11 protein-coding genes are annotated in these 14859 nt (G+C 59.4%); 3 read left to right on the top strand and 8 right to left on the bottom strand.

Features of this window, described 5'->3' with window-relative positions; all coding sequences use genetic code 11:
* The 4 genes from B3187_RS02610 to B3187_RS02595 form a co-directional block, all read right to left on the bottom strand.
* Positions 1–257: DUF7133 domain-containing protein (locus B3187_RS02610; protein ID WP_286804477.1), on the bottom strand; the 257-nt coding region annotated here is incomplete at its 3' end.
* Positions 199–1989: a PVC-type heme-binding CxxCH protein gene (locus B3187_RS02605; protein WP_286804476.1), complete on the bottom strand. Its 1791-nt coding sequence runs from the start codon at positions 1987–1989 to the stop codon at positions 199–201. The genes B3187_RS02605 and B3187_RS02610, both read right to left, overlap by 59 nt.
* A 109-nt stretch (positions 1990–2098) precedes the next feature.
* Entirely contained in the window at positions 2099–3229 is a 1131-nt protein-coding gene (locus tag B3187_RS02600) for a Gfo/Idh/MocA family protein (RefSeq protein WP_024462186.1), read from the bottom strand.
* 155 nt (positions 3230–3384) lie between these two features.
* Entirely contained in the window at positions 3385–4236 is an 852-nt protein-coding gene (locus B3187_RS02595) for a sugar phosphate isomerase/epimerase family protein (protein WP_286804475.1), read from the bottom strand.
* 102 nt (positions 4237–4338) lie between these two features.
* Here B3187_RS02595 and B3187_RS02590 point away from each other — a divergent pair, with 102 nt between their 5' ends.
* The 3 genes from B3187_RS02590 to B3187_RS02580 all read left to right on the top strand — a co-directional run bounded on the left by B3187_RS02590 (position 4339) and on the right by B3187_RS02580 (position 7424).
* Positions 4339–5079 carry an AraC family transcriptional regulator gene (locus B3187_RS02590; protein ID WP_170162940.1) on the top strand — a complete coding sequence of 247 codons (741 nt, stop codon included), beginning with the start codon at positions 4339–4341 and terminating at the stop codon, positions 5077–5079.
* Between the two features lie 159 nt (positions 5080–5238).
* Positions 5239–5841, top strand: a complete 603-nt coding sequence (locus B3187_RS02585) for an energy transducer TonB (RefSeq protein ID WP_123639153.1) — start codon at positions 5239–5241, stop codon at positions 5839–5841.
* A 128-nt stretch (positions 5842–5969) separates the two neighbouring features.
* Positions 5970–7424: an exonuclease domain-containing protein gene (locus B3187_RS02580; RefSeq protein ID WP_286804474.1), complete on the top strand. Its 1455-nt coding sequence runs from the start codon at positions 5970–5972 to the stop codon at positions 7422–7424.
* 28 nt (positions 7425–7452) lie between these two features.
* On the opposite strand, the gene B3187_RS02575 is transcribed toward B3187_RS02580, so the two are convergent.
* The 4 genes from B3187_RS02575 to B3187_RS02560 all read right to left on the bottom strand — a co-directional run.
* Complete coding sequence (locus tag B3187_RS02575) at positions 7453–9174, bottom strand: sensor domain-containing diguanylate cyclase (RefSeq protein WP_286804473.1); 1722 nt, start codon at positions 9172–9174, stop codon at positions 7453–7455.
* A 95-nt stretch (positions 9175–9269) separates the two neighbouring features.
* The gene (locus tag B3187_RS02570) at positions 9270–11807 is read right to left on the bottom strand and encodes a glycoside hydrolase family 95 protein (RefSeq protein WP_286804472.1); all 2538 of its coding nucleotides are present in this window, start codon (positions 11805–11807) and stop codon (positions 9270–9272) included.
* A 147-nt stretch (positions 11808–11954) separates the two neighbouring features.
* On the bottom strand, positions 11955–13574 hold the full coding sequence (locus B3187_RS02565) for a glycoside hydrolase 43 family protein (RefSeq protein ID WP_286804471.1): 1620 nt from the start codon (positions 13572–13574) through the stop codon (positions 11955–11957).
* Between the two features lie 107 nt (positions 13575–13681).
* Positions 13682–14859 (bottom strand): TonB-dependent receptor domain-containing protein (locus B3187_RS02560; protein WP_286804470.1); only part of this gene is annotated, 1178 nt, incomplete at its 5' end.

The following is a 14859-nucleotide window of genomic DNA, read 5'->3' as shown; positions in this document are numbered from 1 at the left end:
ACGTGGGCATTGCCCTTACCTTCTTCGGCATCAAAACCGGCGGATTCTTTGGAGGGAATCGGGTTGTGCTGGATGATGAAGTTGTACCAGTCGGCCACCCACAAGTGGCCGTCGGGGCCCACGTCCATCTGCACCGGCGAGAGCCACTCATCGGTACTGCTCAGAATCGAACCACGGTTTTTGGCTTTGTACCCGACGCTATCGGGTTGCGCGTCGATAAAAAACTGACCGAGCAGGTGCGCGGTGGGTTCGCCCATAAAGGCGCCGCGGTTCCAGAACTTTTCCGGGAAGGTTCNNCGCCGTGTAGAGGCTCAGCCCGGAACCGGCAGTGTAACGGCCGTGGAAGTCCACTTGAAGGAAGTTATAGGTAGACGGGAAAATGTTGGGAAAGTCATAAGCCAATGCGGCCAACCCGGGAACCACGTCTTCATCTTTACCGTAAACGTAGCTGCGCCACAACGGCACGTGGAAAACCGGCGCATTATTGGCAGTGGAGCCGAACACTTCGAAGTCTTCACTGAACGACAGACCCCAGGTGTTGTTATTGAACTGGCCGATCGGCTCGATATCGGTGCCATCCAGATTCATCCGGTAGACGCCATTCTGGAAGGACTCACCGTTTTCATCTTCCGGCGCTTCAGAGTAGCCCACTGCGCCCCAAAGGCGATTGTCGTGGCCGTATTTCAGGTTCGATGGTCCGGCGTGAGTGTCCCGGGTGCCCCATCCGGTATTGAGGACTTCGCGGACATCGGCCTTGCCATCGCCGTCGGTGTCTTTCAGAAACAGGAAGTCCGGCGCCTGGGATACCACAAAACCGCCGTTGAGCGGGGTAATACTGGTGGGCACGCTCAGCTCGTCGGCAAACACTTCGCAGCCATTGGCCCGGCCGTCGCCGTCGGTATCGACACACATACTGATGCGGTCATTGCCTCGGCCGTTTTCCGCCTGATTGTTGGGGTAGTCGACGGACTCCAGCACGAACAGGCGACCCTGCTCATCCCAGGTAAAGGCGATGGGGTTGACGATATCCGGCTCACTGACAAACAACTGCAATTCAAAGCCTTCCGGCACCATGGTCAGGGCCATGGAGTCTTCCACGCTCAACGCTTTCTGGAATTTGGGGGCTGGCTCAATACGACGGTAGTTGGGAATGGTACCCGCTTCTTCATAGGCGGCTTCGGGCAAGGTTTCTACCAGCGCGCGGTTGGCTTCACGCTTCTCCTCGCCCACGGCCCAGAGGATGCCGCGAATCAGCAGGTCGTGAAATTCAGGCTGACCCCAGGTGCGTTCGTCGTGACCATAGGCGGTGTAGAACACCCGGCCTTCACCCTGCTCACGGGTCCAGGTCCAGGGCTCTTCCTCGCGCTGCATCAGCACGGTGCGGTTTTCTTCGTTGTGATCGGCGTGAACGTAGGTTTCATCCCAGGTTTCAAAGGTCTGGAAACCTTTCATGATCGGATGGTTTTCCTGACCCGGTGCAATGGTCGCGGTGAATTCACCGGCACCGTGACTCTTGAAGCGTCCACCGACCAGATCGACAAAGGCGTCGGAATGGCCGAAGCAGGCGCTGGCACTGTGGACGGGCAGGAACGCACCGCCCTCTTCCACGAAGCTCAGCAGTGCCGCTTCCCGCTCGGGGGACAGTTCGTTGTAGTTGGCGTACAACATGACCGCATCCACATCGGCCAGCCCTTCATCGCTCAACCGATCCAGATCTTCCACGTATTCCATGAAGATCTTTTCACGGCCCAGAGACTGATTGAACAGGGGCGCGTTGCGGTAGGACATGTGAATGCCATCGCCTTCGCGGTGGCCATGGCCAATGAACAAAAGATTGATCACGCCGTCTTGCGACGCCTCAGTATTGCTGGCGACCGATGCATCTCGATCGCCGCTTGAGCAGCCGATGGCCGGCAGCAACAACGCCGACAGGATGACCGTGCCCAGCCGGGACCGCCACGCGGCCCATTGTCGTTCTAATTTATTCATATTAATACCGCTATTTCACAAGTGTTGGTATCAGGCTGCCCGGCGCTTGACCGCCGCCGGGCTAGCCGGTCTCTATGGATTATTGTTTTTCTGGGTTCTCGATGCGGCGCTACTCCACCTCAAGCGCAAACGCCGGCATGGTCTTCACTTCGCCACCGGCCATTGCGGATTCGTGGGCCAGAATACCCACACAGGTAATATTGGCGGACTCCACCACGTTCGGGTATGCGTTATAGCCTTCGAGCACGGCGCGAATAAAGTTGTGCACCAGGTGCGGGTGAGAACCACCGTGCCCCCCACCCTGGGTGAAGCTCAGGTGTTCGTGCTCTTCATCGTACACGCCCTGGCCGGTGAAGGACTGAATTTCTTCCGGCAACAGGTGAGCGTAATCCGGCACCTTGACGCGCTCGGGCACTTCCGGCTCGGGCTTGCCCCGGGTGTGCATGACCGGGTCTTCGCCTTCAATCAGTGGCCACTCATAGGATTTCTCTGAACCGTACACATCGAAGCTCTCGCGATACTGGCGGGCGGTGTCGTACAGCGAGCGATAGATGCGGGCGCCCACGTCCGAGTCCTGCATCTGGATGTGGCAGGATTCGATGGCGAAGGGCGAGCCGTAAATGCCGGCAAACTCGTCACGGATTTTACCGGATCCGATGCACTGTACCTGGCTGGCCAGCTTGCGCTGCAAACCAAGCACCGGACCGACGCAATGGGTGGCGTAGTGCATGGGCGGCATACCTTCCCAATAGCTGGGCCAACCGTCCATATCCTGCTGGTGACTTGCCTGCAGGAACTGAATGCGACCCAAGTCGCCCCGGTCGTACATTTCCTTCACAAACAGATACTCGCGGCTGTAAACCACGGTTTCCATCATCATGTAAACCTTGCCACTGGCTTTGGTGGCTTTCACGATGCGCTCACAATCCTCTACGCTGGTGGCCATCGGAACCGTACAGGCCACGTGCTTGCCCGCTTCCAGGGCCATGATGCTGTGCTTGGCGTGATCGCCAATCGGGGTGTTGATGTGCACCGCGTCCACATTGGGGTCGGCCAGCATGTCTTCATAGGTGGTGTAGCGTCCGCCGGCGGGCACATCGAACTTGTCCGCCAGCTCGTTGAGGCTCGCTTCATTGCGCTGGCACAGGGCCACGACTTCGGCATTCGGGTGCGCCTGATAAATGGGGATGAACTCGGCACCAAAGCCCAGTCCGACCAGTCCTACTTTCAGCTTGCTCATAATCACTCTCCTGTCTAATGCTGTTACTCAGAATGTCGTTGCAAATTCGTCATGCGCCGAGTGGTTTCAACCTGAACCTTCAGGTGCGCTTCGCTTACCTGACCTACGCGGCGCGGATTGCTCGTTCTCTTTAACGTAGCGTCAGGTCATCAGAATCAGATGTGTGCCCACCAGTCGCGCAGGAAGGCGATCCCCCGGCGGGCGAATTCGTCCTGGCTGGGAGCAAAGCGGCGCCAGATGCATACCGCCTCGGCGAGACTGGACGCGTCCGGTGAAAAGCTCTCGATCGACAGCTTGCCGTCATAGCCCACGCTGCGCAGCCCCTCGCGCAGCCCGGCCCAGTCGCTGTTGCCCTCGCCGGGAACACCCCGGTGACTGTCGGACACCTGCACATGCACCAACTGGTCACCGCACTGACGGACCGCGTCGCGGAAATCGGTTTCTTCGATATTCATATGAAAGCTGTCCAGGGCGATGCCCAGATGCGGGCTGTGCACATCGGCCAGCATGCGCTGGGCGTCGGCCACAGTGCAGACCATATCGGTCTCGAACCGGTTGAGCGGCTCAAGGCCCAGCCGGACGCCGTGTTCACCGGCGGTGCGGGACAATTCTGTGAGGCTGGCGACGGACCGCTCCCACTCCGCCTGACGCAGCGCCTCGGTCGACAATCTTGGCTTGGCAACCGGGGCGTACAGGGGGCCGACCAGTACCTCCGATTCCAGGCCCTCGGCCAGTTTCAGGCAGGAACCGAAGTAATCGAGGGCTTTTCGCCGAATGGCCGGGTCTTCGGCGCTCAGGTCGCGCTCGCCCACCACCGCCGTACAGACCACCGCATCGAGGCCCAGATCACGCAGCACGGGCCGAAGTTCATCCACCGCATAGTGCTCGGGGTCTTCAACCGGAAACTCGACAAAGTCGAAGCCCAGACCGGCGATCTTCTCCAGAAGCTCCACCTGATCACTGGTAAAGGGCGATGTCCAAAGCCAGGTGCTGGCGCCAAATTGCATAGCGGTACTCCCCATTCATTAGATTTATTACTGGGACTCATGCTAGCGCTATTGAACAGCCGCGGCTTGTACCTTGTCGTAAAAAAATTGTATTATTTCGACATGAAAGAACTTGACCCCTGGCTTGCTCAGCTCGACCCCCGATACTCCGCAGGGCGGATTTTCGAGTTTATGCCCAGCGTGCTCTACTTCGTCAAAGACCGCGAAGGGCACATCATGACGGGCAACCAAGCCTTTGCCGAACGCTGCGGCTGCGCTTCCGCCGACGAGCTGTACGGTCGCCGGGATGACACTCTGTTTCCGCTGTATATGGTGGAAAAATTTCGGCGGGATGATGCGACCGTTTTTGCGACCGCCGAGCCGCTGCACGATCTGATTGAGCTTTTCCCGACCCGTGAGGGCCTACCGGAGTGGTGCGTCACCCACAAGGTGCCGCTGTTTGACCGTGAAGGCGGTGTGGTCGGGCTGTGCGGTATCGTGCAAAGCTACGAGCGCATGCACGATCACCCCGAGCTGCCGGTTTTTAAAGTGGTGGAACACATCCGCTCTCACTACGCCCAGCGCTTGAACATCCCCGAGATTGCCGAACAGTTCGGCTTCTCCCAGCGCCAGCTGGAGCGCCGCTTTATGGAGACCTTTGGGGCGAGCCCGCGGGAGTATATTATCCGACTGCGGATCCTGATCGCCTGCGAGCACCTGCGCACGAGCAAGGCCCCCATTTCCGATGTGGCGCTGGACTGCGGGTTTTACGATCACAGCAGCTTCATTCGCCACTTCAAACGGATGCTGGGCGCGACGCCGCTGGCTTATCGCAAGCACCACAATGGATCCGCCGCACTGTAATACGCGCACCGGATAGATACCGGATTTTTTATAGCGAATCAGTGGTTCAAACCTCGGGAATATTTCCAATTCGTCTTTGCTGGCGTAATAACCGCGAACTAGGCTTACAGTGAAAGTGGGAATGATTCTACTTTCTCATGGATCAAGGAGATCAAGCCTATGCGCGCTTCCCATGTCTATGCCCCACCCATGGCCCTGGTGACCACCTTCGGCCTGCTGTTACTGATGTACTCTCTGATCAACACCGACTTTGAACTGCCGGTAGTGACCGACCCACCAAAAATCGAACCGGTGGTCATGGCCAAGCCGGAGCCCATTGAAACCATCATCGAAGCACCCACCCGACCAGAGCCTCCCGCACTGGCGCCGGAGCCGATCGCCGAGCCGGTCGTGGAGACGCAGGTAACCTCGGTCACCGAGGTCAGCGTGGCGTTACCCTCGCTGTCTCGCACTGAAGCCCTGACGGTGTCCACCGGTGGTGATCTGATGGCCATCGTCAAGGTAGCACCACAGTATCCACGTCTGGCGGCAACTCGCGGTATCGAGGGGTTCGTGACCGTGGAATATACGGTCACCGCCACGGGAAGAACGGCCGATGTGGTGATTGTGGAAGCGGTCACCACCGAGGGCCAGACCACATCGGTATTTGATCGGGCGGCCATTGCTGCGGCGGAGCAGTTCAAGTATCAGCCACGAGTACAGGACGGTGTGGCGGTGGACGTACACGGTGTGCGTAACCGGTTTGTGTTTGAGCTCGATTGAGCGCCCGTTCTACGTTGCGAGCGGCATCACATAGGTGCCGCTCGCAACGATAGCCGCAACGGTTTATGGTCTAATTGCACCTCCTTGACGTAGTCAAGTGAGCCACTCGCTCACCGATTGGAGGCCGCTTGTCAGACCCGGTATCGAACACTCAACTTGCCACTCGCTTTCCCGGCCTGGATCGCCCCTTGGCGATCGTGGACATTGAAACCACCGGCGGCAGTGTGACCCGCGACCGCATTACCGAGATCGGTATCGTCGAGGTGGACAAAGACGGTGTGCGTGAGTGGAGCACCCTCATCAACCCGGGCATTGCCATCCCGTCGACCATTCAACGCTTTACCGGGATCACCGATGCGATGGTGGCCGACGCGCCGCGCTTTGAGCAGGTGGCGAAGGCCATATTTCAGCGCCTGGAAGGAAAGGTGTTTGTGGCGCACAACGTCCGCTTTGATTACGGCTTCCTGCACAATGCCTTTGCTTCGCTGGGCTTTCCGCTCTCGCTGGAGCTGCTCTGTACCGTTAAACTGTCCCGGGCACTGTATCCGGAACATCGTCGTCACAGTCTCGAGACAATCATCCAGCGCTTCGGGATTGAAACCGATGCCCGTCACCGCGCCCTGGCGGATGCCCGGGCGACCTATACATTTCTGTGCCGAGCCGCGACCGACCGATCACCCGAATCGTTTATGCAGGCCGTTCAGGTGCAGACGCGACGGCCCAGCATGCCACCTGGGCTGGACCCTACCTGCCTGGACCGGTTACCCAATGGACCCGGGGTGTATTACTTTTATGGCGAGAACAACAGCCTGCTGTATGTCGGCAAAAGCGTGGATGTACGCAAGCGGGTGATGTCCCACTTCACCGCCGATCGCACCTCGGCCCGCGGCATGGCGATGTGTCAGCAGGTTCGGGATATTCAGGTGCAGCCCACCACAGGGGAATTGAGCGCGCTGTTGCTCGAAGCCAAGGAGATCAAGACCCGGCAGCCGCTGTTCAATCGTCGGCTGCGCAGAGTCAGCACGCTGTACACACTGCAGTTGCGTGAGGACGCTGAAGGCGTACTGCGACCGGAGATCATCGAGGCACCGTCGGCCGCCCGTGATCGGCGTATGTACGGCCTGTTTCCGTCGAAAAAGAAAGCGCGCAACGCGCTGATTGATACCGGCAAACAATTCGGCTTATGCGATCACGTCATCATCACACCCGCGCCGCTGAATGGCTCCTGCATGGGACGTCAACTGAAACACTGCAAGGGGCTGTGCACCGGGGACTGGTCAGCGGCGCAGCACAATGTGAGCCTGATGGACGCGCTCGGCAGCCTCGCGCTGAAAGCCTGGCCCTACCCTGGACCCGCGGCGCTGATTGAATACCAGAATCCGGACGATGAAGTGTCACCCTACACGCTTTTCCTGCTGGATAACTGGTGTGTTCTGGCAACGCTGACGGGACATGGCGAGCCGGATTGGGAGACGCTCGTGGGGACGCCCACCGACATCGGTTTGCTGGATAAAGACATCTACCGCTATCTGCTCAAGGTTGTCTTCAAGCCACCTCGTGAAGTTCAGCTGATGAGACTGTGAAACACTGGTCCGAAACTACCGCAGGATGTCAGTGAGTATCCGAGGTCTCAAATCCACCCAGGCTCACCACCACACGGTTACGACCCTCTTGCTTGGCTTTGTACAGTGCTTGATCCGCCTGTTTCAGCAAGTGATCGATCGATTCGCTCGGATGCCCGTAATAGGCTCCAAGACTCAGCGTTATCGCAACCCCGGTGGCTTTACTTTCTACCTCCGTGGTACGGCGAATGCGCTCGGCCAGCTCTTCCAGCGTCGGTGGGTCGCAGGGCGAGAGCAACACCAGGAACTCGTCGCCGCCCCAGCGGCCGACGACGTCGTACGGACGGACCGACGCCTTCAACCAGGTAGCGACGCGACGCAACACGTCATCCCCTAGCTGATGACCACGCTCATCGTTGATGATTTTAAAGTGATCAATGTCCAGCCAGATCAGACCATATCGATTGCCCTCGCGCTCGGCTCGGCTGATCACTTCCAGCAGCGCTTCATCCAACCCTCGCCGGTTCTTCAACCCTGTCAATGCGTCAACGCGAGCCTGGCGATGCAATTGCTCGGTGCGCTGGGCAACGGTCGCTTCAAGCTCGCCGGTATAGCGTCTTACCCGATCGGTCATCTTTTCGAAGTGGTCGGCCAGGCGACCGACTTCATTGTCCGGTTTGGGCAGGTAAGGTAACTCAAAACGCCCTTCCCGCACTTGTTCAACGGCGTTTTCCAGGCTGGCAATTGGGCGTAAAACCCGGGACTGAATGATGTAGTGAAACAGCCCCAGTGCCACCACCAGGGTGACCAGGAATACCGCGATCAGCGGCCACAGGTAATGGCCCGGTACGAGGGTGTTCAAATCCAACAGGGTAATTTCAAACCACCCGATCGTCGGTAAAAAGGCGACGCCGGCAAGGTGTTCGGCGCCGTTGATGCGAACAAAACCACTTTCCACCGCGCCGGCGGTGTCCGGGCGCTTCTTGAGCATCTCCAACATGCCGAGAATACGCTGCTTGTCCTGGGGGGAATCGAACAGGCGATCGACCGTGTTTTTCTGTCCTTCCGGTTTGATGATGCTGGCAAAATCGATGTAATTGCGGTCCCGGTAAAGCTGAATGGCGCCGTTGTAGTCGACAAACAGGGTGGTAATTCCGTCTTGGCCAATGTCGACGATGTCCTGCAGGAAAGCATCGAGGTTAAGCCCGGTTCCCACCATGCCCAGAATATTGCCCTGATCGTCGCGAACCAGTACATCGATCCACAGCTTGGTCACCCCCAGCGCCACATCCGGGTTGACGTTGAGATGGAAGTCCCGCCCCTCCTCAATCAACTGAAAGAACCAGGCATCGTCCGCGCTGTCCGGGTCCAGGACGTAGCGAAACTGGTTCCCCGCGAACTCATTATTGGCATTGTTGTAGTAGTAGTGACGATTCTCCAGCAGCGCCAGAAAATAATTGTGGTCACTCAGATTGGTCCGGTAGGTTTCCAGCTCCTCGAGCGCCTGCTCTTGGAGTGACGGGTCCTCGGGGTTCTGCGCCCATTGGATAATGGCCTGGGAGCTGGCCATCTGTTTAGCCAGGCCAATTTCCCGCTCCAGGGAGCTGAGCAACCGAGCACTGTCATAGCGAACCTGGATCTCGGCGACCTGCTGACCCCAACGCTCCACAATGTCGTTGGACAGTGCCCGGTACCCCAACCAGGAACCCAGCGCGGCGAATACCATCAACGCCGTCGCCAGGCCCATAATCTTGCTTTTTAAGCTGAACATGTCGAATCCTTGCATTACCAAAAGGTAATATAGACCGGATACCCCCTATTTGGCCAGAATTCATACGCCATCCCATGGCTTATGCTCAGCAATACTCAGCCCTTGAAACGGTAGGCCTGACCCCGCTGGGTCTGTGTTTCCAGCAGTTGGCTGGGCGCAACGTCCACCGGCTGCACCGCCTCGGGTTGGTGAATGATGGGCGTTTTGATCACCGGGACCTGCAGCAGCGGATTGTCGCTCGGTGCGCCCTCTCGGACCGGCTCCAGCGCGAAGTCACCGGCCGGCGTCAGGTCCGAGTGCACCCGCAAACGCAGGGGGCCACCCAGGGTCGAGCGGACACTCAGTTCGCTGACGTTGCCCTCACGCCAGCTCATATCGATGATAAAGCCACCTCGGGTTACCAGCCCTTTGACGTTACCCTCCGGCCAGGCATCCGGCAGCGCCGGTAACAGGTGAATGGCGCCGTCGTGACTCTGTACCAGCATCTCCGCGATACCCGCGGTCACGCCGAAGTTGCCGTCGATCTGGTACGGCGGGTGGGCCGCAAACATATTGGCGTAGGTGCCGCCGGCCTCAAACTGGGCGCTGTCCTCGGTGACCAGCTTGATCTGATCGGTGAGCAGTTTGTAGGCGCGGTTGCCATCCTGCAGGCGCGCCCAGATACCCACTTTCCAGCCCATGGACCAACCGGTGGACTCATCCCCGCGCATTTCCATGCTGGTGCGCACGGCACTGAACAGCTCCGGGGTGCGGTAGGGCGAGATCTGATTGCTCGGATGCAGGCCGTACAGGTGGGAGACATGGCGATGCTTGTCTTCGGGGCTGTCCCAGTCCTGCAACCATTCCTGCAGCTGCCCATGCTGGCCGATCTGCATGGGAGGCAACCGGTCGCGCAACTGTCTCAGCTCCGCTGCCAACTCCGCATCCTGCCCCAGCACCTCGGCCGCTTCCACAACCAGAGAGAAGAGGTCGAAGACCAACTGGTTGTCCATGGTGACGCCGGCGTCGATGGCGGCCTGCACCCCGTCATCCCGGTGCAGATAATCGTTCTCCGGGGAATTACTGGGCACCAGAACCAGCCAGCCGGTATCCGGATCTTCCGTCAGTACGCTGGCGTAGAAGCGCGCCGCATCGCGCAGAATCGGGTAATGCTCGGCGAGGAAATCCCGATTGCCGGTATGGTGGTAACGGTAGCCAATATGCTGGCTGAGCCAGGCGGCGCCGCCCAACCACTGCCCCCACATATAGGCTCCATCCACCTGACCGGTCAGGCGCCAGATATCGGTGTTGTGGTGCACCATCCAGCCGTCGGCGTCGTACAGTTCCCGCGCGCTTTCCCGACCCGTCACCGCAAGGTCCTTGAGCATGCCGAACAGCGGTTCGTGCAGCTCGGACAGGTTGGTGGACTCCGCCGGCCAGTAGTTCATTTCGGCATTGATATTGAGGGTGTACTTGCTGTCCCAGGGCGGCGTCAGTTGATCATTCCAGATGCCCTGCAGGTTGGCCGGCTGGGTGCCGGGCTGGGAACTGCTGATCAGCAGGTAACGGCCGAACTGGAAGTAGAGCGCCGCCAGATGAGGATCATTCTGCTCACGGAAGTTCGCCAGGCGCTGGTCCGTGGGCTGATCCTCCGCCGGCGCGGGCCCGAGGTCCAGGGAGACGCGATCGAACTGATCCCGATAGGCGGCGATGTGGGCCGAGCGGAGCTCCTCGTAGGAGCGGCGCAGGCCGTCGGCCAGGTGTTGCTCGGCCCGGGCCGTCGGGTCCGCGGACACATCGTCATAGCGGACAAAATTGCTGGCCATGGCGGTGTAGACGGTCACCCGGTCGGCGCCGCGAATTCGCAAGCCCTGGCCGGTACTGTCCAGTGTGCCGCCCTCCAGAATGGGATTGACCAGTGCGGTGAAGCGGATTTTTCCCTCCACGCCTTCGTGATCACCACCCTTGCCTTCCACTCGCAGGCGCTGATTGTCCACGGAAACACTGTGGTCCATGGGGCTGTTGAAGCCCAGATCCAGATCCAGTTTTCCGGTCTCGCTGGCGGTCCAGCGGGTCACGATGACGGGGGCGGACAGAGCGGCGAAGGTTTCCCGCTGGTAGGTCACGCCATCAACCTGGTAGCGCACCTGGGCCAGAGACTGACCGATATCCAGCTCGCGTCGGTAGTCGTCGGCTTGGGCCGGGTGTTGCGGGTCGATTACCAGGTTTCCCACGGTCTGGTAGGGCATGCCGTCGTGGTGGGACTTGATGTGCTCGTCCGCGTAGGCCTGAGCCTCCTCGTGGCGGTTGGCGAGCACCAGTTCCGCGACTTTTTCCAGATGGGGCTTGAGCGAGGGCTTGACGTTATTCTGCGGGCCGCCGGCCCAGACGGTGTCCTCATTCAGTTGCAACACGGCCTGATCCACCCCGCCAAACACCATGGCACCGAGGCGACCGTTACCCAGCGGCAGCGCTTCGGTCCAGGCCTCGGCGGGCCGGTCGTACCAGAAAGTCAGCGGCTGGGCGTCCACCGCCACCGTATCCGGGGAGGTGGTATCGGTGGGCTGACAGGCCGTCAGCAGTGACAGTGAGACAATCCCCAACCCTTGAAGTAAGGTCGGACGATGCAGGACGGACAACAGACGATTGAACATGGCAACTGACTCAGAGGTGGTTTGTTATTGGGGGTAAGGGAAGACTACCGCAAATCACACAATTTTTCATATAGGAATACAGTTTTACTTATAATCTATCAGGCGGCCTTGGCCGCCCGGCGACTTAACCCGGGCGACGCGAACGATTCACTCCACCCGGTAATAATCAAAGGCGGCCCGACCGCCAGTCTGCTCGGTGGCGTAGCTGAACAGGGCGAAGCGGTAGCCCATGAAATGGGGCAAGGTGTATTCCATCGTCAGGGGCTCGCCAATTCGGGTCCACTGCTCCTGATCCAGGCTGTACCAGAAGCTGGCCTGATCGCGTTGGTCCTCGAAGTCGGCCCGGATCTGGAGGTACACGGTGGACTGAGTGAGCGGAATGCGCGCCTGCACCTGTTCCTGCTCGGCGTTGCCGCTCACCATCACCAGCGCGCGACCGCTGTCAGTCTGCTCCACACCGACAAACCCGTAGTTGGCCTGCAGTGCGGCCAGACCAGCCCGGTCACCGGAGCGCAGTTCGGAGACATCCAGAGCAACCGTGGCCCGGGATTTGGGGCCGAAGGTCCGCTGGGTGAGTGTATTCCGGGTATCGAGCAGCCCGGAATCCACGCGCTGGTTGGTGAGGGTCAGATAGCCGGGTGGCCCGGTGACCGACCAGCCCCTGTCATTCGGGTTGTGATTCCACTGCCAGGCGAGCTTCAGATCGGCATCGGAGGCATAATCAAAGTCATCCGAGGCCACCAGATTATTCAGCCCATCACCCGTGGCGACGATGGGCAACCGTTCGGGCACTTTGCCGTCAATGCCGTACACCGGCCAGCCGTCCCGCCACTGCACGGGGACCAGATAGGGAATGCGCCCCACCGCACCAAAGTCGCGGAACAGAAACGCATACCAGTCGCCGTCCGGGGTATCGATCAGTCCGCCCTGGGCAATGCCCCGGTCTTCCAGCACGATGCGCCCTTCATAGGGCCCGGTGAGCTGCTCGGCCCGATACACCAACTGGGTGCGCATACCGCCGGCGGGCCAACTGATCAGGTTGAGGTAGTACATGCCGTCTTTGCGGGTCAGCTGCGCCCCTTCGGAGGGCACCCAGAATTCATCGCCCGCGATGGCTGAGGCTTTTTCAATGAGTGTGGTGCTCAAACCATCGGGTTTGACCGCGGTGGCCTCGGCATTGAGTTCGACCAGATGGATGTCATCGTTGCCATAGATCAGGAACACCCGGCCCTGATCAAACACCAGTGAAGCGTCGTGGAAGAGCTCATCAATAGTAGCCCGCTCCCAGTTACCGTTTTCAATATCGTCGGTGGAAAAAATATAGGTCTTGCCGGTGTGGTTGGCGAAAGTGCTGACGTAAAAGCGCCCCTGATGATAGCGAAGACTACTGGCCCAGGAGCCCTGGCCGTAGGATTGCTCGCCCTGGCTCAAGGTGGATTCGTTGCCGTCCGACAGGGTGTCATAGGCATAACCCAGCAGCTCCCAATCCACCAGATTGTGGGATTTCATGATGGGCAGGCCGGGATTCATGTGCATGGTGGTGCTGCTCATGTAATAGGTGTCGCCCACACGAATGACGGAAGGGTCCGGCACATCGGCCCAGATGAGCGGGTTGCTTGCTCGCTGATCCGGCGACGGCGATGAGGCACTTGCATCGTGCGCCCCCTGCTCCGCGCCGCGCTCTGACTGACCGAACGTACCGGGCTGCCCACTGCAGCCGGACAACAGCATCAAGGCGGCCATGCCCAAGGGTTTTATCCAATTCACGTTATTGACCTCTTGTTGGTTACGTCGACTATAACAAAAAGGCCCCGGGGCGGGGTCAATCACCGCGTCCGGGGCAAGGCTCCTCGCAGGGGAGAGTTACGAACCCATCAATACCGCATGCGCAACCCCAGAGAGAGGCGACGATCACTCTTGAACCAGGCGGTGGGTACCTTGTGGTTCGGGTAGTCTTCGTGATCGGAACCGCGCACCTGTTGCAGCAGGTTGGTGGTGGTATCGAGGATGTTGCTGGCCTGCAGGCTCACTTCCAGCCCATCGGTCAGACGGTAGCGAATGGAGGCATCCAGGAAACCCTGATCGCTCTGCCACACCGGCAGGTTGCAGCAATCGTTCGCGGTCACCAGATACTCCGAGCGCCAGTTGTACGCGGTGCGGAAGGCGAAGTCGCCTTTTTCGTACATCAGCACCAGGTTGTAGGCGTCCTCGGACATGCCCTGCAGTGCATCGGTTTTCACGTAGCGTTCGGCATCGGCATCCACCGCGCCGCCGGCACCATCGTAGTTGGTGTTTTCAATGCCCTGGTTGTAGATTTTCGTGTAGTTGGCCTGAAACCCGATACCGTCCCAGGGCGAGGGCAGGAAGTCCAGGAAGCGCTGGACGTTCGCCTCGTAGCCCCAGACACTGGCGCCCTCGCCGTTGACCGGACCGTTGATATACATATCCCGGGTGACACCATTGTTGGTCACCGGTACCACGGTGGTGCCGTAGGTGATGTAGTTGTCAAAGTCCTTCTGGAACAGGTTGACGGTAAACATGCCGGCGCCGTCGAAGTAATACTCGAAGGTCGCATCGTAGTTATCCGCCGTGATCGGCTCCAGGTACGGGTTACCGGTATTGACCGAGTAACGGGGTCGAGCGCCGGTCAGACGACCCTGATCGTCATAACTGAGTTCCGGGCTGGGCGTACAGTTGGGCACCGATTCCACCGAGTCGGTTTCCTGATTGTAGGTTTTGCACTGGGCGGAGTAACCCACATCAATACCCGGCTCGTTGATGTTGGCCGCATAGCGGAACATGCTGAAGTCTGGTCTCGCCATGGCTTTGGAGTAGGCAAAACGGACAATCACATTGTCTGTCACATCCAGCTTCAGGTTCGCACTGGGCAACAGGTGGTAATGGGTTTTGTCACCGACTACGGGCGCAATGGTGCCGTCGTGAAACGCCAGGTCCTCACGGGACCCTTCAATGTGCTCGGGCAGGTACACCTTGGCCGGGTTGTCAATGATGTTGCCGTTGCCATCATCCACCGTGTCGGGCATATCCGGCA

It is taken from the genome of Marinimicrobium sp. UBA4209 (assembly GCF_002381585.1).
Taxonomy (GTDB): domain Bacteria; phylum Pseudomonadota; class Gammaproteobacteria; order Pseudomonadales; family Cellvibrionaceae; genus Marinimicrobium; species Marinimicrobium koreense.
This window is presented reverse-complemented; position numbering and strand designations above follow the sequence as displayed.